Genomic DNA, 20,811 nt, shown 5'->3' on the forward strand with positions numbered 1-20,811 from the left:
ATTTCATTGCGGAGGACTTTCACAGCGTGGAGACGAGCGGCAGTATTCAGGCCAGCCTCAGCGGACGCTATGCCGTGGCCCTGTTTGAATTGGCACGGGACGGCAAGGCGCTCGACGCCGTGGGCGAAAGCCTGGCCGCGCTGAAGACGGCATTGGCCGAATCCAGCGAGTTCAAGGCCCTTGTGGTCAGCCCGCTGGTCAGTCGTGACGCCGCGACGAAGACCGTCGCTGCCGTTGCGCAGTCCATGGGTCTCGATACGCTGACCGGCAATTTCCTGGGCGTCCTCGCGCAGAACCGGCGTCTGGCGCAATTGCCTGCCGTGATCCGCGCTTATGAAACGCTGCTATCGAATCACCGTGGCGAAGCCCGCGCGGAAGTCGTGTCGGCGCACAAGCTCACTGCTACCCAGATCACCGCTCTGCAAAAGAGCCTGAAGGCCCGTGTCGGTCGCGATGTCGCGGTCGATGCAAAGGTCGACCCCGCAATCCTCGGCGGGCTGGTCGTCAAGATCGGCAGCCAGATGATCGACAGTTCCATCCGCACCCGTTTGAATACTCTCGCCCACGCTATGAAGGGCTAAAGACCCGTAAGGGTCCGATGAAAGGCTAAGTCATGGATATCAACGCCGCAGAAATTTCAAAGGTCATCAAGGACCAGATCGCCAGCTTCGGCACCGAAGCGCAGGTTTCCGAAGTGGGCACCGTGCTGTCCGTCGGTGACGGCATCGCCCGTATCCACGGGCTGGACAATGTGCAGGCCGGTGAAATGGTCGCCTTTGCCAACGGTGTGCAGGGCATGGCCCTCAACCTGGAAGCCGACAATGTCGGCGTCGTGATCTTCGGGTCGGACAGCGAGATCAAGGAAGGTGACGTCGTCAAGCGCACCGGCACCATCGTGGACGTTCCCGTGGGCAAGGGTCTGTTGGGCCGCGTTGTCGACGGTCTGGGCAACCCCATCGACGGCAAGGGTCCGATCGTTTCCGACCAGCGTATGCGCGTGGAAAAGAAGGCACCGGGCATCATCCCGCGCACGTCGGTCCATGAACCTGTGCAGACCGGCCTGAAGGCCATCGACACCCTCGTCCCCGTCGGCCGTGGCCAGCGCGAACTGATCATCGGCGATCGCCAGACCGGCAAGACCGCCGTCGCGATCGATACCTTCATCAACCAGAAGGGCGTCAACGCAGGCGACGACGAAAGCAAGAAGCTCTATTGCATCTATGTTGCCGTCGGCCAGAAGCGTTCGACCGTTGCGCAGATCGTGCGCCAGCTCGAAGAGAACGGCGCGATGGAATATTCCATCGTCATCGCCGCAACCGCTTCGGAGCCTGCGCCGCTGCAGTATCTCGCACCGTACACCGGCGTGACGATGGGCGAATATTTCCGCGACAATGGCATGCACGCCCTGATCGTGTATGACGATCTGTCCAAGCAGGCCGTGGCTTATCGCCAGATGTCGCTGCTGCTGCGTCGTCCTCCGGGCCGTGAAGCGTATCCGGGCGACGTGTTCTATCTCCACAGCCGCCTGCTTGAGCGCGCTGCAAAGATGAACAGCGACAATGGTTCGGGTTCGTTGACGGCGCTGCCGATCATCGAAACGCAAGCTGGCGACGTGTCGGCTTATATTCCGACCAACGTGATTTCGATTACCGACGGCCAGATCTTCCTTGAAACCAACCTCTTCTATCAGGGCATCCGTCCCGCGATTAACGTCGGTCTCTCTGTGTCGCGCGTCGGTTCTGCCGCGCAGACCAAGGCGATGAAGAAGGTGTCCGGCTCGATCAAGCTGGAGCTGGCACAGTATCGCGAAATGGCTGCGTTTGCGCAGTTCGGTTCGGACCTCGACGCGTCGACGCAGAAGCTGCTGAACCGCGGTGCGCGTTTGACCGAGTTGCTCAAGCAGGCACAGTTCTCGCCGCTGCCGTTCGAAGAGCAGACCGCGTCGATCTTCGCCGGCACCAGCGGCTATATCGATGGCGTCGCAGTGAAGGACGTCAATCGTTACGAAGAAGCGATGCTGTCCTACCTGCGTCACGATCACGCTGACCTGCTGACCGCGATCCGCGACAGCAAGGATCTGTCGGACGACAGCAAGGGCAAGCTGAAGGCTGCTCTCGACAGCTTCGGCAAGTCGTTCGCATAAGAGTAATCCGTCATCCCGGTTCGTGCCGGGATGACGAACCACAAGGTTCGTCATGGCAAGTCTGAAAGAACTCAAAGGGCGGATCGCCTCGGTCAAATCGACCCAGAAGATCACCAAGGCCAAGCAGATGGTCGCCGCGGCAAAGCTGCGCAAGGCGCAGGCCGCTGCCGAAGCGGCGCGCCCGTATAACGAGCGTCTGGAACGCATCGTCGCCACGCTGGCTTCGCGCGTGACCGCCAGCGAAAGCAGCCCCAAGCTGCTGGCCGGGACCGGCAAGGAAGACGTGCACCTGCTCGTCGTCGCCAACTCCGACCGTGGTCTGGCCGGTGCGTTCAACGCGAACATCGTGAAGGCTGCCGTGCTCAAGGCGCGCTTCCTGATCGCTGAAGGCAAGACCGTGAAGTTTTTCCTGATCGGTCGCAAGGGTCGCCCGGTAATCGCCCGCACCTTCCCCGGCATGATCGTGGGTCAGTTCGACACCACCGGCGCGAAAGCCCCGGGCTACGATCAGGCGCAGGCCATCGCGCATGAAGTCAGCGACATGTTCTTCGCTGGCAAGTTCGATGTGGCGCATCTGTTCTACGCGACGTTCAAGTCTGCGCTGGCGCAGATCCCGACCGAGCAGCAGCTTATCCCGGTCAAGATCCCTGCAGACGCCCCCGCAGCCAGCAATGCTGCGGTGGAATATGAGCCCGACGAGGAAACGATCCTCGCCGACCTGCTGCCGCGCAACATGACGATCCAGTTGTTCAAGGCGCTGCTGGAAAACATGGCATCGGAACAGGGCGCGTCGATGACCGCGATGGACAACGCCACGCGCAATGCCGGCGACCTGATCAACAACCTGACCATTCAGTACAACCGCAGCCGTCAGGCCGCGATTACCACTGAGCTTATTGAAATTATCGCAGGCGCGGAAGCGCTCTAAAAGACCCGAAGGCAAGGAAACGAACCATGGCAACCACCAATAATGTAGGCCGCATTTCGCAGGTCATCGGCGCCGTCGTCGACGTGACCTTCCCCGATGCGCTGCCCGCGATTTTGAACGCGCTCGAAACCAGCAACAACGGCCAGCGCCTTGTTCTGGAAGTCGCACAGCATCTGGGCGAGAACACCGTCCGCACCATCGCGATGGACGCGACCGAGGGTCTGACCCGCGGTCAGGAAGTCACCGACACCGGCGCACAGATTTCCGTGCCCGTCGGCCCCCAGACGCTGGGTCGCATCCTGAACGTCGTGGGTGAGCCGATCGACGATCGCGGCCCGGTCGTCACCGACCTGCGCTCGCCGATCCATGCGAAGGCGCCGGAATTCATCGACCAGTCGACCGAGAGCGCCATTCTCGTCACCGGCATCAAGGTCATCGACCTGATCGCCCCTTACGCAAAGGGCGGCAAGATCGGCCTGTTCGGCGGCGCGGGCGTCGGCAAGACGGTGCTTATTCAGGAACTGATCAACAACATCGCGAAGGGCCACGGCGGCACCTCCGTTTTCGCAGGCGTTGGTGAGCGGACCCGCGAAGGCAACGATCTCTACCACGAATTCCTCGACGCAGGCGTTATCGCCAAGGACGCCGACGGCAACCCGACCAGCGAAGGCTCCAAGGTTGCGCTGGTGTTCGGCCAGATGAACGAACCGCCGGGCGCGCGCGCTCGTGTGGCTCTGTCGGGCCTCACCATCGCCGAGTATTTCCGCGATGTCGAAGGCCAGGACGTTCTGTTCTTCGTCGACAACATCTTCCGCTTCACGCAGGCCGGTTCGGAAGTGTCGGCTTTGCTGGGTCGTATTCCTTCGGCTGTGGGCTATCAGCCGACCCTGTCGACCGACATGGGCGCGCTGCAAGAACGCATCACCTCCACCACCAAGGGGTCGATCACCTCGGTGCAGGCGATCTACGTTCCCGCAGACGATCTTACCGATCCTGCGCCAGCCACGTCGTTCGCGCATTTGGACGCGACCACCACGCTGAACCGCGCAATTTCGGAACTGGGCATCTATCCGGCAGTCGATCCGCTCGACTCCACCAGCCGCGTGCTGACCCCTGCCATCGTCGGCCAGGAGCATTACGAAGTGGCCCGCCGCGTTCAGGAAACGCTGCAGAAGTACAAGTCGCTGCAGGACATCATCGCCATTCTGGGCATGGATGAGCTTTCGGAAGAGGACAAGATCACGGTCGCCCGCGCCCGCAAGATCCAGCGCTTCCTTTCGCAGCCTTTCCACGTCGCCGAAGTCTTCACCGGCATCCCCGGCAAGTTCGTTGCCGTCGAAGATACGGTCAAGTCGTTCAAGGCCGTCGTGGACGGTGAGTACGATCACCTGCCCGAAGCAGCCTTCTACATGGTCGGCGGCATCGACGAAGCCATCGAAAAGGGTAAGAAGCTGGCTGCAGAAGCAGCGTAACTACGAGAGGGGAAGTTACGGGGACGTCGTTCGCATCCCCCTCTCCCCTGCCCTCTCCCCCGAAAGGGAGAGGGAGCAAGGAACCGAATTATGCCCTTACACTTTGAACTCGTGACCCCGGAAAAGCTCGTTCGGTCGGAAGACGTCTATATGGTTGTCGTTCCCGGCAGCGAAGGCGACTTCGGCGTGTTGGAAGGCCATGCGCCGTTCATGTCGACCGTCCGCGACGGTGCGCTGCAGGTATTCACCAGCGCCAATGCAGCGCCCGAGACGATCACGGTCGTAGGCGGCTTTGCCGAAGTGACCGAGCAGGGCCTGACGGTACTGGCTGAGCGCGCCGGATAAGTAGACTCAGTCCATCAGGAAACCAACAGAGCGGGCTGCCTTTCGATTTCGGAAGGCAGCCCGCTCTGTGTTGGCATATGTTCACCAACTTGGTACTGATGCGGTATTCAGCCGTGTTCCCCGGCGAAGGCCGGGGTCCAGAGTTGCGAAGTCCAACCTGTGCCGCCCTGCCCCCCGGCCTTCGCCGGGGAGCGCGGTTCTAAACCTCGACGCTTTCGCCATCACGCAGTATGGCCACTGCAGAGGGAACCATAGCCATTACGTTATCACGATCCATCAAGCCCAGCGGCACGGGATGCGTATCCCTGCGCCACCTGCTCGCCACGCTCACCCTGTGGCTTGGCGGCAGTCAGCTTCTCCTATGGCGTTTTCTCGATATCGCGCCGTTGTGGGCCTATGCATTGGGGCTGAGCGGCCTGATCGCGCTGTGTTTTACAATCATCCGCCTTGTCCCTGACACGCCGGATAGCCGCATCGGCATTCGCCTCATCAGCATATGCCTGCTCGTCGCTTTCCTGCTGATGTTGCTCGGCGGACAGGGACGGTTCCTGTACGCGAATATCGACTGGCAGGTGCGCTATGCGGTCCTGCGCGATATGGCGATCAACCCTTGGCCGTTCGTCTATACCGCCCGGGCCACTCCCGATGTCTTGCGCGCGCCGATCGGAATGTTTCTGGCACCGGCGCTGGCGTTCAAGGCGCTAAGTCCGCGCGCTGGCGATATTGCGCTGTTGATACAAAACAGTGCGTTGCTCGGCGTGATACTGGCCATCGCATCCCGGCTGTTTGGCAGCACGCGGGCACGCGTCTGGGGGCTGTTGATCTTCCTCGCCTTTAGCGGGCTGGACGCAGCGGGGAGCCTGTTCGTTCATGGCGCGCTGAGCGATCATCTCGAAAACTGGGCACAGATCCAGTATTCTTCGATGATCACGCTAGCTTTCTGGGTGCCGCATCACGCAATGACAGCATGGATCGGCGCGATACTGTTCCTGTTATGGCGAACGGAGCGGCTACCGCTGTCAGTCTTTCTGGCGATACTGCCGCTTACCTTGCTCTGGTCGCCTTTCGGAGTGCTTGGCACCCTGCCCTTTGTGGCGCTTGCGGGCTTTGAGACGCTGATCCAGCGGCGCCTAAGAGTCAGCGATATTGCCCTGCCGGCGTTAGCCTTACTTCTTTGCGTTCCCGGCCTGCTTTATTTGAGCGCGGCGGGTGACGATGTCGGCATCCGCATCTATGCGCCGGGGACACTGCGATACGGCATCTTCCATTTGTTCGAGACAGTACCGTATCTCGTGCCGGTGGCTTTTCTGGGGCGCGGGACCCGGTTTGGATGGCCGGTGTTTGCGCTTGTCACCGCATGTCTTCTGTTGATGCCCTTTTTACAGATCGGCTGGTCGATTGATTTTATGATGCGCGCGTCCGTGCCTGCGCTGACAATTCTGATGGTCATGGTTGCGGATGCGGTGACGCCGGGAGACCTCGGAGCGCCTGCGCCTATACGCTATTGGTTGCTGTTCGCGCTCATCATCGGCAGCATAACCGGCCAGCATGAAATCCGCCGCGCGTTGACCCAGCCGCCCGCCCCGGAGGTGCGCTGCACCTTTTGGAAGGCGTGGGACCAAAGCTTTGCCGATTTCCCTAAAGGCTCCTATCTGGCACCGCTGTCGGCCATGCCTGCCGCCGTTAGCCCCCGCCATCCTGCGCGGGCAAGCGCCATCGAGCCGGACCGCTGCTGGACTGGCGACTGGTATCGGCAAGCCGGAAAGTGATTTAGCGGCTCAAGACCGCATAAAGCGACAGGCCGATCGGAAAGCGAATATGATCGACGATGTGTCGCTCTGCTGCGAACACCGTCTGCAGCAGAGCGTTGACCGGCGCGGAGGGGCGGACGTCCAATGCAGCCTTGCTCTTGGTTAGCTGATGCGCGACGCGCTGCATGACCGCCAGCGGGAATAGCAGGCTGTTGAAATAACCTATCGCCTGCACCTTCAGTCCTGCCTGCACAGCGACCTCGCCTAGACCGTCGCGCGTGTAGCGGCGCTTATGGTGATGCAACGTATCGTGGTCGGACCATAGCCATGGCACCGCGGGCACCGTCACCAGCATCCGCCCATCCGCACGCAAGCGTCCACCCAGCGATTTCAGGGATGCAGTATCGTCGTCGATATGCTCCAGAACGTCGAGCAAGGCGATCAGATCATAGGCCTTCTCGCCAAAGCCGATCTGTCCCGGCAAAGCGCCTGCATCGATGCTCCCGATGCCCCGCCCCGCTGCCAGTGCACGCGCATCGGCATCATATTCGAAAGCGTCCAGCGCCCCATAGGACGCCAGCATCGCGAGATTACCGCCGGTGCCGCATCCTGCCTCCAGAATGGCTGCACCCTCACCGAGCGGCACATGCTTTTCGATGAGATGTGCGATGATGGCGCGGCGGGCGACGAACCACCAGTGGTCCGTCTCTTGCGCGCTCATGCTCGAATAGGCTGCGCGATCCATTCGCTGTCCTCCAGGTGATTTTCAGCCGTGCCGACAGCGTCGTTTTCATCGCTGCCCACATCTTCCGCCACTACATAAAGCGGCCTGTTGCGCACTTCCTGCGCCACTCGACCCAAATATTCGCCGATGATGCCAAGGCTCATCAGGTTGAGCCCACCCAGCATCAATACCGCCACCATGATCGATGCATAGCCCGGCGTGTCGATGCCCGTCGTTACGGTCTTGACGACCAGCGCGATGGCATAGCCAAAGGCCAGCAGCGCAATCATGCCGCCCAGATAGGACCACACACGCAACGGCATGGTGGTCGAGGAGGTCACGCCATCCAGCGCCAACCCCCACAGCTTGCGGAGCCGCCATTTGGTTTCACCCGCGCCGCGTGCCTCGCGTTCGTAATCGACCGTCGCCACGCGAAAGCCGACCCATGAAAAAAGACCTTTGTTGAACCGCGCCTGTTCGCTCAACTGCTTGACGGCATCGACGGCCTGACGATCCAGCAGGCGGAAATCGCCGACATTCTCTGGAATAGGATAGTCCGCGAGGCGATTGAGGATGCGGTAAAAGCAATGCGCACTCCACCGTTTGAAACGGCTGTCGCTCGATCGATCGACGCGGCGGGCGTTGACTACCTGCGCCCCACCCAGCCAGAGCCGCACCATCTGGGCGATGACTTCGGGTGGATCCTGCAAATCGACGTCGATGGGGATGACCGCATCGCCGCGCGCGCGATTGATGCCCGCCGCAAGCGCCGCTTCCTTTCCGAAATTGCGCGACAGAGCGACGTAACGCACGTCAGCATTCATGCGCGCCAGTATCCCCAGGATATCGCGGGTGCGATCCGTACTGCCATCGTCGACAAACAGATATTCCGCGCCAGCATCCGGCCCGATGAGCGCCAGAGCATCGCGCACAGCCGGACGCGCCCTGTCAAGGAACAGGGAGATCGATTCCTGTTCATTGAGCACAGGGATGACGATCGACAAGGCTATTCGCGCGGCCATGCGGCTTCCTGAAAATGAACGCTCGCCGTGATCGGAGAACGTGAGCCTGCACCATGATAAAAAATGGTTAACGATTGGTAAGCGCGCGCCGGCTGTGCACCGCCCCCTCCTCCCATTAGCCTTTTGTCAAAGTTTCCAATCTATTCACCAGTCTCAGCCATCATGTGTTGGGGTGGCCATAACAAAACCCGATAGAATTTCGTTGTGGGAACATCATGAGCGCATTTGGACGGAAAAACGGACCCAGCGGAGCAAAGCCCGGCTTTGGCGTTGCGCGACCGATGCAGCACACCCCCGGTGCCAACCGCGAACCGGACGTGCGCGGCGGCGATCAGTTCCCGCCCATCGATCCTGCAGCCATTGCCGCGGCCGCCGATCCGCTTTCCGCAGCATCTCCGCAGGAAATGCGCAATGCAGAAGCGCTGGCGCGCCTTTCCGACCGGGCCAATCAGGAACATGCCCCGCAGGAGCAGGCACAGGGTTTCGAAGCGTCGGTACACAAGATCAAGGAACAGGTGCTGCCACGCCTGTTGGAGCGCGTCGATCCCGAGGCGGCGGCAACGCTGTCGAAGGACGAACTGGCCGAAGAGTTTCGCCCGATCATCATGGAAGTGCTGGCCGAGCTGAAACTGACGCTCAACCGGCGCGAACAATTCGCGCTGGAAAAGGTGCTGGTTGACGAGCTGCTCGGTCTGGGGCCGCTCGAAGAGTTGCTGAACGATCCTGACATCACCGACATCATGGTCAACGGACCGCTGCAGACCTACATCGAAAAGAAGGGCAAGCTGACCATTGCCCCGATCCAGTTCCGTGACGAAGAGCATCTGTTCCAGATCGCACAGCGTATCGTGAACAAGGTCGGCCGTCGCGTCGATCAGACCACGCCGCTTGCCGACGCCCGCCTTCCCGACGGTTCGCGCGTCAACGTCATCGTACCGCCGCTCAGCCTCAAAGGCACGGCGATCTCCATTCGTAAGTTTTCCGCCAAGCCGATCACGCTCGACAATCTCGCCAACTGGGGCGCGATGAGCCAGAAGATGTGCACCGCGCTGAAAATCGCCGGGGCGTGCCGGTTCAACATCGTCATTTCGGGCGGTACGGGTTCGGGCAAGACCACGATGCTCAATGCCCTGTCGAAGATGATCGATCCGGGCGAGCGCGTGCTGACGATCGAAGACGCGGCCGAATTGCGCTTGCAGCAGCCGCACTGGCTTCCGCTGGAAACGCGGCCCGCCAACCTGGAAGGGCAAGGCGCGATCACCATCGGCGATCTCGTCAAGAACGCTCTGCGTATGCGCCCGGATCGCATCATCCTGGGCGAAATTCGTGGCGCGGAATGTTTCGATCTGCTCGCCGCGATGAACACCGGCCATGACGGCTCCATGTGTACGCTCCATAGCAACAGCCCGCGCGAATGCCTGGGCCGTATGGAAAACATGATCCTGATGGGCGACATCAAGATCCCCAAGGAAGCCATTTCCAAGCAGATTGCCGACTCGGTCGATCTGATCGTGCAGGTAAAGCGTCTGCGCGACGGTTCGCGCCGCGTGACCAACGTCACCGAAGTGATCGGTATGGAAGGCGACGTCATCGTCACGCAGGAACTGTTCAAGTTCGAATATATTTCCGAGGACGAGAACGGCAAGATCATCGGCGAGTATCGCGGCATGGGCCTTCGCCCCTACACGCTGGAAAAGGCCCGCGGCTTCGGCTTCGACCAGCCGTTTCTGGAAGCCTGCCTGTAATCGGGAGCCGCATATCACAGGCGCGCATGGCGGCGACGTTGTGTGTCGCCGCCATTCAGGCCATTCGAGATAATTCTTACCCCGTAGGGCAAGGCATCGGTTTATGACCCAATGCTTGCGCTCAAACGGAGCGATAGCTTTTTTCTAGAACTTCAGCGTTGCGCCGACGCGCAGGGTAAACGGTTCGACCACTCGGCTCAGGCGGCCGGCGGTAGGTGCAGCATCGAAACCCGGAATGTAGGACTCGTAATAATAGGCGATGTCCTTGTCTCCGCTGCCCAGGATATTCACTGCTTCGGCATAAAGTTCGACCGGACCCAATTGGCGCGCACCTCGTACGTTGACGATATTGCTGCCTTTGTCACGGACGCTGTTGTCCTCCGTGAGCGGTGAAGGACCCAGATGACGTAAGCGAGCGGAGAATTTCCACTGTCCGGGCAATAGCGAGATGCCCAACGACGCCGCATTTTCAAATGCGTTGGGAATATAGTTACCGTCACCGTACCGCGAATGACTGCCGGTATAGGTGCCGTCGATGGCCACCCACGCCGCCGGCCGCCAGAAAGCGACCAGCTCATAGCCGTGGCGTGTGCTCGCTCCGGTCGGCTCCACTGCGTTGGAATCTCCGACGAACTTAAGTTCGCTGCCGACATTGAGCCACCAATAGGTGCCGGTCAGGGTGAGGTTGCCAAGCTTGAGGCGGGCGCCGACCTCCTTGCCGGTGCCAGGAACCAACACCGGCACCGGTGTTGCGGTGACAGCGCCGCGCACATCGTTGGAGTGGAAGCCGCGCCCCCAGTTGCCATATAATTCGAGATTGGGCATCGCTTCCCACGCGAGGGAAATTTTGGGTGACACGATGGTGTCCGTCCCTGTGCCTTCGCCAAGTGCCACGGCCGGCGCATCCTTCGCGTGAACGCTGTAGCCGAAGCGGTCGGCGCGCAATCCGCCGATAACGCGCACACCGGGCACAACAGTCCACGCCGCTTCGCCATAAAGGCCAAGCGAGGATTGCGTTACGCGATAAGCGCCAAGGCTCTCAGCAAAAACGCGATCGATAGTGTGATAGACGCCGACATTACCGATCTTGTCCAAATGCGCCTCGCCGCCGAAAGTCAGCTTCAGGCTGTCCGAAAGATCGAAGCGCTTCTCGGCCCGCGCCTGGATAACCCAGCGCCGGTCGAATTGGCGGATTTGGGCACTGCTCCCGTCCGCATTGGCGTAGGTGGGATTGGAGAACATCCACCAATTATAATATTGTGCGGAGACATTGGCCTTGAAACTGTCGCCGGAGAGTTGGGCGTTGCCGATGAAGCGTGTGGTCATGCCCTTCGCGGTCGGGTCAGGCGCGCAATAGACATCCGCGCAGACGGCCGAACCCACGATGCGCTCGGGGATTTGCTCAGTCGGTTTCCAGGTCGCATGATATCCATGCAGGGTTAGAGCAAGGTTCAGATTACCGACTGGCTGCGAATATTTCGCGAAGCCTGCAAAATGACGCAGCTTTTCTGCCTGCTCCCAAGGGCCGTCATAGATTTTGGTCTGACCCGCAAGGGTTAGCGCACCCTGGCCAATAGGTACCGTTCCCCCGGCGGCGAGACGCCCCCAACCATAAGAGCCGCCCTCAGCGGAGACCCATGGCCTGTCGAACATGTTCACGGTCGAAAGATAAGCGGCGCCTGCCAGCGCGAAATCGCCGCCATCGGCGCGATACGGGCCTTTGCGAAAATCCTCGCGATCGATAATCTCCGGGATAAGCCCATTGAGATCGAGATAGCCTTGGCCATGCCCATGTGTGCGCATGTTCATCTGCACACCATCGATATAGGTGGTGAAATCAGAGCCATGATCGAGGTTAAAGCCGCGCAGGAAATATTGATTGGCCTTGCCGCTTCCGGAGTGCTGGGCGGCGATGAGCCCCGGCACGGCCTCGAGCAGTTCTGCAACCTTGAGTAATGGGCGCACGAGCAGATCATGTCCGCTGAAGCTGCCTTCGCTCGCTGCGCTGGCGACGCCAATCTTATCCTCTCCTCGTCCGAATACCACTATGTCATTTGCGCTGGCTTCGGCTTCGGCCGGCGTTGCTTCGGCGGGGATGGGCTGATTGGCTGGCTGTGCGGTTGCTTGAGAGGAGACACTGCAGGCAAGAGCAATATATACCGACCAACGGACGGTACGACGCACAGTTCGATTTTGCATGAATAGAGCCCTCTGATTACCTTATGTCTTTGAGCCTTGGGGTAAGCTCTCGCGGTACTGGAACAAGTTACGAACGGTCCGATTTCTGCCTGAAATGGTTACACCAACGTTCGTAGCGATTGATTTTAGAGACAATTTTTCCGCCAGCCGTGAGGTTCGATGTCGGTGTGCGACATCGGTCAAGGTCGGTTCGGCCAACACGCCGAGCGGGAATGACCGCTGTCGGATGGAACCTTCTAACAGCCATGCCCGGATAGGGTTGCTCGTCTTCAGCTGAGCATCCGGTGCTCACCCCGTCTTGTGGATATGAAATAGGCGGATTTGCCCATCGCCCCTCCTGCTCTTTGCACAATGCCAAACCCCTCATCGCGCACATAATATAGCGAATAATCGTATTATGAGAAATTATTATTACTTTTGCTTGTTTTTTTAAAAATTATGCGCATCATACTCATGTGGGCAGGACAACCGGATGGAAAGCCGCCGCCTTCGTTCACTTCAAATCTTGGGGGGCCGGGAATGATTTCGAATAAGCACCTATTTAAGCTGTTGATGCTTGGCTGCGTCTCCGTCGGCGCGCTGAACGTGCGGGCTTACGCTGCAGAGCAGAAGCCCCAGAGCGACACGGACTCGCGAGCGGACCTCGGCGAAATCGTCGTCACGGCAACGCGCCGGGCGGAGTCGTTGAGCAAGGTCCCTCTGAGCATCGTCGCGACCGACCAGAAATCATTGGATATGCAGGGGGTCCGCTCGGCTGACGATATCATGCGCCTGACGCCCAGTATAACCTTTGGGTCGAGCGCGCTGTTCTACGGAACCGGCCAAAGCAATATCGCCATCCGCGGCATTCTTTCGACTTCAGGCATCCCGACGACCGGCATTTACATCGACGATACGCCGATCCAGACCCGCACCGGGATCAGCCCGAGCCTTACCAATGCCTATCCGCAAATCTTCGATCTCGACCGTGTGGAAGTGCTGCGCGGTCCGCAGGGCACACTGTTCGGCACGGGATCAATGGGGGGCGCTATCCGGTTCATCACACCCGAGCCCGTGATGAGCGGCGCAAAGGTCTATGGGCGTTCCGAACTGAGCACTACTGAAAAGGGCGGAACCAGCTACGAGGCCGGAATCGCCGGAGGGACTGCGCTCATAGAGGGCAAACTGGGGTTCAGGGCGAGTTTTTCGCACCGACATGACGGGGGTTTCGTCGATCGGCTCGATCGATACACCAAACAGGTGGTAGAGCGGGACATCAACAGTGGCGACAGCTACGTGGGTCGTATCGCGCTGGGTTGGAAACCTGTCGAAAACGTTACGGTCACACCGTCGTTGTTTTTCCAGCGGGCCAAGTTGGACGATGGCGCCATTTTCGAACCGGCAACAACGGATCTGGCGAACGTCGACTATCGCACCAGCTACTATGTCAAGCCGCAATATCATACCGATCGCTTCATCCTCCCCGCGCTCAAGGCGGAGATTGATCTGGGCGGCGCCACTCTCATTTCCAACACGTCCTATTTTACGCGCAAGACCGTAACCAAAAGCGATGACGTCGCGCTAAATATCGCGATCTGGTCGGGCTATAATGGGCCGTTCCCGCCGCCTGATCTGCCGCTTGTTCAGTCCGGGACGCACAATGCCACCTCGCAGAAAGGCGTAACGCAGGAAATCCGTCTCCAAAGCGCGGATTCCAACACGGGATTCAACTGGGTTATCGGCGCATTTTACTCGCGATTTGTAACGCGCGACTCATTCGATGCCGAGAATCTGGGGCTGCTGGACCAAATCAATTACGGTATCCAGAATGAAGGCGGGCAGCCTGTGTCGTCCATCAGCGACATTTTCGGCGTTGAACTCTATCAGGGCCGTTACGTCATCAGCCAGCATTCAAAATACACCGACAAGCAGAAGTCTCTGTTCGCGCAGATCGATTATGAAATCGTGCCGCGCGTCAAGCTCACCGCCGGTTTGCGCTATACGGCTACGTCGTTCGTGTACGACAATTTCCTCGCTGGCCCTCTATATACCAGCAACGGCATGAGCGAGACCAAACTGTCGAAGCACAATCCCATTACCCCGAAATTCGGTGTGTCGTTCCAGGCGGATAGGAACAACCTGTTCTACGCCAGTGCGGCCAAGGGAGCGCGCGGCAGCAACATTGCCGACGCGGTGGGGTTCCGCTGCACGCCGGATGGTGAGATCCTGGGGTTCGACCCCATGGTACCGCGCTACATCAAGAATGATTCAGTCTGGAGCTATGAAGTAGGCAGCAAAAACCGAATTTTCGGCGGACGCTTGGCCATCGATGCTTCAGCCTATCATGTCGACTGGAAAAATACGCAAACGGTAATTGCGCTGCCCATATGTCAGAATCACACGATCTACAGCCTCGGGGATGCCAAGATCGACGGTATCGACCTTGCACTTTCGGCGCAGCCGTTGGACGGACTGACGCTCGGCGCGTCGCTCTCTTATATCAACGCGCGCTATTCATCGAATCTTCCAGGGCCAAACGGAACGACCGTGCGTCGTAAGGGCGAGCCATTGGATATCGCTCCCTGGACCTATCACCTGAGCGGTGAATATCAGTTTGCTCTAAGGGACCGCGATTTCTACCTGCGTGCCGATTTTACCGGGTCCAGCCATGACGATACACCGCTGGATCTGACCTCGCCTCTGGTCGATCCGATGATACCGCGCGCACCCGCAACAGCGGCCCTCGCCCTGCGCGCAGGTGTGCGCTTCAGCGGCCTCGATGTCAGCCTGTTCGCAAACAATGTGACGAACGATAATCCGGTTCTGGGTCTGGGGCATGAAACGCCCGGCAACCTCAATTTCCGTGCGACAGCCTTTCGTCCGCGCACAATCGGCCTCAGCGTAACCTTCCGAAGATAAATAGCATGAAGGGAAAGCCGCTCTGAAACGCGGTTCTCCTATGCTTATTGTCCGCAAGCATCCGGCGTCGCATGGACCATTGCGTGTCATTGCGGCGCGGGTAGCGCGAAGAGCTGCAGATTTGCCAATCTGAAGCATCGCGCGCCGGTTCACCCCGACACCCGGTGCAAGACAAGGGGGCCTCGGAACGAAGGTCGCCACCGTAGTGGCGATGCTGCTGGTCGAGGAAGACAAGATCGGGCGCGGCGAGCCCATTCGGACGTATCTTCCGACCACTCTGCGCAGCGTTCGCAATTTCAACCGCCGCTAGCTCGCTCAATCGCTCGGCGCTGAATTATTCTGTATGGGAGATTGAATGGCCACTCCGTCGGCGGAAGTGGGCGTCACAGGATGTTCCTGGACGCGATAGGCACTGAAAAGACCGCGAAATGGTGCCCCTGGCCGGAATCGAACCAGCACTCCTTTCGGAATCCGATTTTGAGTCGGACGCGTCTACCAATTTCACCACAGGGGCAGTGAGCGGCATCGCTTAGCGGACCAATCGCGACCGCGCAACAGTGACGCGCGGGATTAGGCGTAAAATTTCCGGCACCACAGGAAAGCCTGCTTCTCGCACTTGCGAGCGTGGTTTCCGGCGCTATACCGGGACCCTCGTGCAGATCAACCATCATTAGTAACGGTAAGGGGAAAGCCTTTTGACCGAGCCATCTGCCACACTCATCTTGTTCGGCGCCACCGGCGATCTGGCACACCGGATGCTGTTTCCCTCGCTCTACAATCTGTTGAGCGACAACCTGCTGCCAGCCGATTTTCTGATCGTTGCATCGGGCCGCACGGTGCTGGACGATGCTGCCTTCCACAAAGATGTGGATGCCGCTCTCCGCAAATTCCTTCAGCCGGAGCGGTATGACACCGCGCTCGCCCAGCGGCTGTGCGACATGATCATCTATTGCCCGGTCGAAGCGGGCAATGCCGATCAGTTTGCCGCGCTTGCCGATCGAGTTCGCGATCGACTGGACCGCGGGATATCGGTATATCTCTCGACACCGCCTTCGTTATTTGCGCCCACGGCGCAGGGACTGGCCGACGCCGGTCTCGTCGGACCCAAGACGCGCATTGCGATGGAAAAGCCCATCGGCAAGGATCTGGAATCGTCCCGCGACGTCAACGATGCCATTGGCGCGCTGTTCGACGAGCAGTCGATTTTTCGCGTCGACCATTATCTTGGCAAGGAAACCGTTCAGAATCTGATGGCCTTGCGCTTCGGCAATATGCTGTTCGAGCCGTTGTGGAATGCCGCTGCGATAGACCATGTGCAGATTACCGTAGGGGAGACTGTGGGCCTGGAAGGCCGGGTATCCTATTATGACGGTGTCGGCGCGTTGCGCGACATGGTGCAGAACCACGTGCTGCAAATTCTGTCCATCATCGCGATGGAGCCGCCTGCCCGTCTGGATTCGACTGCGGTGCGCGACGAGAAGGTGAAGGTGCTACGGTCTTTGCGTCCCATGGATGCCGAAACCGTAAAGGCGTGCAGCGTGCGCGGCCAGTATACGCCCGGAGCGGTCGCGGGAGAGATCGTTACAGGCTATGCCGATGAGCTTGGCAAGCCGTCGGACACCGAGACCTTTGTTGCGCTGAAGGCGCACATCGACAATTGGCGCTGGACCGGCGTGCCATTCTATCTGCGCACCGGCAAGCGAATGCCTGCGCGGCACTCGGAAATCATGATACAGTTCAAGCCTGTCGCGCACAGCATTTTCGGATCGCGGGGTCATGGATCGGGGTTGGAACCGAACACGCTCATCATTCGGTTGCAACCGCAGGAAAATATACGGTTGCTCATTATGGCCAAGGAACCCGGACTGGACCGTGGCGGCGTGAAGCTGCAGGAAGTCGGTCTGGACGTATCGCTTGCCAATGCCTTCGCGGGCGAGAGACGACGGATTGCGTATGAACGCTTGCTGCTCGACCTGCTGGAAGGCGATCCGACGTTGTTCGTCCGCCGCGACGAAGTGGAAGCCCAGTGGACCTGGATCGATTCGATCATCGGTGGCTGGAAGGATGCCGGCATGAAGGCGTCGCCTTATGCGTCGGGGAACTGGGGACCATCCTCGGCCATTGCTCTTATCGAACGTGATGGAGCAAGCTGGCATGAATGATCTGCACCCGGTAATCGTCGCCGTCACCGAACGGATCGTCAAACGCAGCGCGCCGCGCCGCCAGAAGTATCTGGACCTGATAAAGCGCGGGCGGGACGCGGGGACCAATCGCGATCAGCTTTCCTGCGGCAATCTGGCGCACGGCTTTGCAGCTGCCGAAGAGGACAAGCCTGTCATCCGCTCGGGTCGCGCGATGAACATTGGCATCGTCACATCTTATAACGACATGCTGTCAGCGCATCAGCCCTATGGCCGCTATCCCGAAGCGATCAAGATCGCGGCACGCGAAGTCGGCGCAACGGCGCAGGTCGCGGGCGGCGTGCCCGCAATGTGCGACGGCGTGACACAAGGTCAGGCTGGCATGGACCTGTCGCTGTTCAGCCGCGACACCATCGCGCTGGCGACTGCGGTATCGCTCAGCCATGCCATGTTCGAAGGCGTGTTGCTGCTTGGCATATGCGACAAGATCGTACCCGGCTTGCTGATCGGGGCGCTCCGTTTCGGGCATCTGCCGACCATCCTCGTTCCCGGCGGTCCCATGCCATCGGGCCTCGCGAACAAGGAAAAGGTCCGCATCCGTCAGCTTTATGCGGAGGGGAAAGTGGGCAAGGCCGAACTGCTGGAAGCGGAAGCGGCTAGTTATCACGGCGCTGGCACTTGTACGTTCTATGGCACCGCCAACAGCAATCAGATGATGATGGAGATCATGGGTCTCCACATGCCCAATGCCGCCTTCGTCAATCCCGGCACGAAGCTGCGCGGCGAGTTGACCCGCGCCGCCACGCATCGGGTCGCCTCGATCGGCTGGGACGGTGACGATTATCGACCGCTGGGCGAGTGCGTCGATGAAAAGGCCATCGTCAATGCAATCATCGGCTTATTGGCGACAGGCGGGTCGACCAATCATGCCATCCATCTGCCTGCCATAGCGCGGGCCGCAGGGATCAGCATCGACTGGACAGATTTTGCCGAACTGTCGGACGTTATTCCCCTGCTCGCGCGCGTCTATCCGAACGGATCGGGCGACGTGAACAATTTCCAGGCGGCGGGCGGCATGGCATGGATCATTACGCAGTTGCTGGATAACGGCCTGCTCCATCGCGATATCAAGACCGTCGCGCGTCAGGATCTGACCGATTACGGTAAGGAACCGACGCTGGAAAACGATGCGCTGGTGTGGAAGGACGCACCGAGCCAATCGCGCGACCTCGACATGCTGCGCCCCGCGTCCGATCCGTTCAGCGCCGACGGCGGCATGCGTCTGCTTTCCGGCAATCTGGGACGTTGCATCATGAAGGTGAGCGCTGTCGAGCCGGCCCGCTGGACCATCGAAGCCCCTGCCCGCATCTTTCACGATCAGGACGATGTGCTGCAGGCATTCAAGGCAGGCGAACTGGAGCGCGATGTCATCGTTGTCGTCCGTTTCCAAGGGCCGCGCGCCAACGGCATGCCGGAACTGCATAAGCTGACGCCTTCGCTAGGTGTTTTGCAGGATCGCGGGTTCAAGGTGGCTTTGCTGACCGATGGGCGCATGTCGGGCGCTTCGGGCAAGGTGCCGGCGGCAATTCACTTGTCGCCCGAGGCACTGGGCGGTGGCCCCATCGGCAAGCTGCGCGATGGCGACATCGTGCGCGTCTGTGCACAGGACGGCGTAGTCGAGGCCTTGGTCGACGCTGCTGAATGGGCATCGCGCTCCGATCCCGTTCCGCCCCCGCCGCCCTATGATACGGGGCGCGAACTCTTTGCGCTGTTCCGCAACCATAGCGATCTGGCGGAAGAAGGCGCATCGCCCATATTGGCAGCGATGGAAGCGGAAGTCTGAGCCATGAAATCCATTATCAGTGTGGATGTCGGTGGAACGAACGCGCGTTTCGCCATCGCGACAATCGGTCACGACGGCGTTCCCAGCCTGGGCACCGTGCGCAAGTATAAGGTTGCGGATTATCCGAGCCTGCAAGCCTGCTGGGCGGCGTTCGTGCAGGACGAAGCGGCGGCGAGCGACGCCCCCCTGCCCCGCGCCGCTGCCATAGCCTTTGCCACAGCCATTGGTGGCGACGTCATCAAGTTGACGAACAGCAACTGGGTGATCCGGCCCGATGGTTTGAAGGCCGATCTCGATCTCGACGAGCTGCGCCTCGTCAACGATTTTGAGGCCGTGGCCCATGCCATCTCCAAACTTCCGACCGAGCATCTCGAACGGCTGTTTGGTCCCGATGTGCCCCTGCCCCACAATGGTTCGGTGACGATCCTTGGTCCCGGCACGGGGCTGGGCGTTGCCATGATCGCCTTTGTCGATGGCACGCCGCATGTCGTTGCTACTGAAGGGGGGCATGTCGACTTTGCGCCTCTTGATGTCCTGGAAGGCCGCATCGTCGACTATCTGCGGGACAAGTTTCTGCGGGTATCCACTGAGCGGATCGTGTCCGGTCCGGGCCTCAATAATCTGTATAAAGCCATGGCCACCATCGGCCATGATCGCGTCGAATTGATGAACGACGCCGACCTTTGGCACGCCGCTCTGGAAAATACGGACCCATTTGCCCGCGCCACGCTGGAGCGCTTTTGTCTTTGCTATGGATCAGTGGCGGGCGATCTGGCGCTGGCGCATGGGGCAGACACCGTCGTTCTTGCAGGTGGCCTGACCCAGCGAATGAAGGCCATGCTGCCACTAAGCGGGTTCCACAGCCGCTTCACCGCGAAGGGTCGCTTTCAGGGGTTGATGGAGCGGATACCCGTGCGCCTTGCAGTGCATGAAGAAATTGGTTTGTTCGGGGCGGCTGCCGCCTTTCGGGGAGAATGACAATGACGCTGACAGTCGATCAGGTAATGGAACTGGCCCCCGTGATCCCGGTGTTGGTGATCGAGCGGATCGAGGACGCTGCGCCCATCGCCGAGGCTCTGGTCAAAGGTGGCCTGCCTACGCTGGAAGTTACGATGCGGACGCCTATCGCGCTCGACGTGATGCGGGAGATGAGCAAGGTGCCCGGTGCTGTCGTCGGTGCCGGTACGGTGCTCAATCCCGCGCAGCTCGATCAGGCGCTAGAGGCAGGCGCGCAGTTCATTGTCAGCCCCGGCCTTACCGAGACCTTGGGGAAGGCTGCGATCGCAAGCGGCGTGGCGTTCCTGCCCGGCATCGCGACGGCAGCAGACATCATGCGTGGGATGGACTTGGGCCTGTCGCGGTTCAAATTCTTCCCTGCCGAAACGTCCGGCGGTCTGCCCGCACTTAAGGCACTGGCAGCGCCGTTCCATACGGCACGATTCTGTCCGACTGGCGGGATCAAGTTCGAAACGGCGGGCAATTGGCTGGCCGAAAGCGCTGTAAAGTGCGTGGGCGGAAGCTGGCTGGTGCCGAAGGGACCGGTCGATACGCACCGGATAGAGGAACTGGCGCGCGCGGCGGCATCGCTGCACGGCTGAAC

Annotated in this window: 15 protein-coding genes and 1 tRNA gene; 12 read left to right on the forward strand and 4 right to left on the reverse strand. The window is 60.0% G+C overall.

The window, feature by feature from the left end:
* The first annotated feature begins 26 nt into the window (after nucleotides 1–26).
* The 6 genes from LQ220_RS11690 to LQ220_RS11715 all read left to right on the forward strand — a co-directional run bounded on the left by LQ220_RS11690 (nucleotide 27) and on the right by LQ220_RS11715 (nucleotide 6,657).
* A complete protein-coding gene (locus LQ220_RS11690) occupies nucleotides 27–581 on the forward strand; it encodes a F0F1 ATP synthase subunit delta (RefSeq protein WP_230188469.1) in 555 nt (184 codons plus the stop codon).
* A 32-nt stretch (nucleotides 582–613) separates the two neighbouring features.
* Nucleotides 614–2,143: a F0F1 ATP synthase subunit alpha gene (gene atpA, locus LQ220_RS11695; protein ID WP_230188470.1), complete on the forward strand. Its 1,530-nt coding sequence runs from the start codon at nucleotides 614–616 to the stop codon at nucleotides 2,141–2,143.
* Nucleotides 2,144–2,195: 52 nt separating this feature from the next.
* Complete coding sequence (locus tag LQ220_RS11700; RefSeq protein WP_230188471.1) at nucleotides 2,196–3,071, forward strand: F0F1 ATP synthase subunit gamma; 876 nt, start codon at nucleotides 2,196–2,198, stop codon at nucleotides 3,069–3,071.
* Between the two features lie 26 nt (nucleotides 3,072–3,097).
* Complete coding sequence (gene atpD, locus LQ220_RS11705; protein ID WP_230188472.1) at nucleotides 3,098–4,543, forward strand: F0F1 ATP synthase subunit beta; 1,446 nt, start codon at nucleotides 3,098–3,100, stop codon at nucleotides 4,541–4,543.
* 90 nt (nucleotides 4,544–4,633) lie between these two features.
* The gene (locus tag LQ220_RS11710; RefSeq protein WP_230188473.1) at nucleotides 4,634–4,888 is read left to right on the forward strand and encodes an ATP synthase F1 subunit epsilon; all 255 of its coding nucleotides are present in this window, start codon (nucleotides 4,634–4,636) and stop codon (nucleotides 4,886–4,888) included.
* Between the two features lie 230 nt (nucleotides 4,889–5,118).
* On the forward strand, nucleotides 5,119–6,657 hold the full coding sequence (locus tag LQ220_RS11715; protein ID WP_230188474.1) for a hypothetical protein: 1,539 nt from the start codon (nucleotides 5,119–5,121) through the stop codon (nucleotides 6,655–6,657).
* A gap of 1 nt (nucleotide 6,658) precedes the next feature.
* Here LQ220_RS11715 and LQ220_RS11720 read toward each other — a convergent pair whose 3' ends face one another.
* Both LQ220_RS11720 and LQ220_RS11725 read right to left on the reverse strand, forming a co-directional pair.
* Nucleotides 6,659–7,384 carry a class I SAM-dependent methyltransferase gene (locus tag LQ220_RS11720; protein WP_230188475.1) on the reverse strand — a complete coding sequence of 242 codons (726 nt, stop codon included), beginning with the start codon at nucleotides 7,382–7,384 and terminating at the stop codon, nucleotides 6,659–6,661.
* Nucleotides 7,357–8,385 (reverse strand): glycosyltransferase family 2 protein, encoded by a 1,029-nt coding sequence (locus LQ220_RS11725; protein ID WP_230188476.1) that lies wholly within the window; start codon nucleotides 8,383–8,385, stop codon nucleotides 7,357–7,359. The genes LQ220_RS11720 and LQ220_RS11725 overlap by 28 nt, the downstream gene beginning before the upstream one ends.
* A 215-nt stretch (nucleotides 8,386–8,600) precedes the next feature.
* Between LQ220_RS11725 and LQ220_RS11730 the strand changes: the two genes are divergently transcribed.
* Entirely contained in the window at nucleotides 8,601–10,130 is a 1,530-nt protein-coding gene (locus LQ220_RS11730) for a CpaF family protein (RefSeq protein ID WP_230188477.1), read from the forward strand.
* Between the two features lie 144 nt (nucleotides 10,131–10,274).
* Here the strand turns inward: LQ220_RS11730 and LQ220_RS11735 are convergent, their stop codons facing one another.
* Nucleotides 10,275–12,329, reverse strand: a complete 2,055-nt coding sequence (locus LQ220_RS11735; RefSeq protein ID WP_230188478.1) for a TonB-dependent receptor — start codon at nucleotides 12,327–12,329, stop codon at nucleotides 10,275–10,277.
* 519 nt (nucleotides 12,330–12,848) lie between these two features.
* Here LQ220_RS11735 and LQ220_RS11740 point away from each other — a divergent pair.
* Entirely contained in the window at nucleotides 12,849–15,227 is a 2,379-nt protein-coding gene (locus LQ220_RS11740) for a TonB-dependent receptor (protein WP_230188479.1), read from the forward strand.
* A 429-nt stretch (nucleotides 15,228–15,656) separates the two neighbouring features.
* Here the strand turns inward: LQ220_RS11740 and LQ220_RS11745 are convergent.
* Nucleotides 15,657–15,741, reverse strand: a tRNA-Leu gene (locus LQ220_RS11745).
* Between the two features lie 181 nt (nucleotides 15,742–15,922).
* Here LQ220_RS11745 and zwf point away from each other — a divergent pair.
* The 4 genes from zwf to eda are packed head-to-tail and all read left to right on the forward strand — an operon-like array spanning nucleotide 15,923 to nucleotide 20,809.
* Nucleotides 15,923–17,389 carry a glucose-6-phosphate dehydrogenase gene (gene zwf, locus LQ220_RS11750; protein ID WP_230188480.1) on the forward strand — a complete coding sequence of 489 codons (1,467 nt, stop codon included), beginning with the start codon at nucleotides 15,923–15,925 and terminating at the stop codon, nucleotides 17,387–17,389.
* Nucleotides 17,382–19,211, forward strand: coding sequence for a phosphogluconate dehydratase (gene edd, locus LQ220_RS11755; RefSeq protein ID WP_230188481.1), 1,830 nt, complete (start codon nucleotides 17,382–17,384; stop codon nucleotides 19,209–19,211). The genes zwf and edd overlap by 8 nt, the downstream gene beginning before the upstream one ends.
* A gap of 3 nt (nucleotides 19,212–19,214) precedes the next feature.
* Complete coding sequence (glk, locus tag LQ220_RS11760) at nucleotides 19,215–20,189, forward strand: glucokinase (RefSeq protein WP_230188482.1); 975 nt, start codon at nucleotides 19,215–19,217, stop codon at nucleotides 20,187–20,189.
* Nucleotides 20,190–20,191: 2 nt separating this feature from the next.
* Nucleotides 20,192–20,809, forward strand: a complete 618-nt coding sequence (gene eda, locus LQ220_RS11765) for a bifunctional 4-hydroxy-2-oxoglutarate aldolase/2-dehydro-3-deoxy-phosphogluconate aldolase (protein ID WP_230188483.1) — start codon at nucleotides 20,192–20,194, stop codon at nucleotides 20,807–20,809.
* The last annotated feature ends 2 nt before the right edge of the window (nucleotides 20,810–20,811 follow it).

The sequence above is a fragment of the Sphingobium sp. CECT 9361 genome (genome assembly GCF_918741285.1).
Lineage (GTDB): Bacteria > Pseudomonadota > Alphaproteobacteria > Sphingomonadales > Sphingomonadaceae > Sphingobium.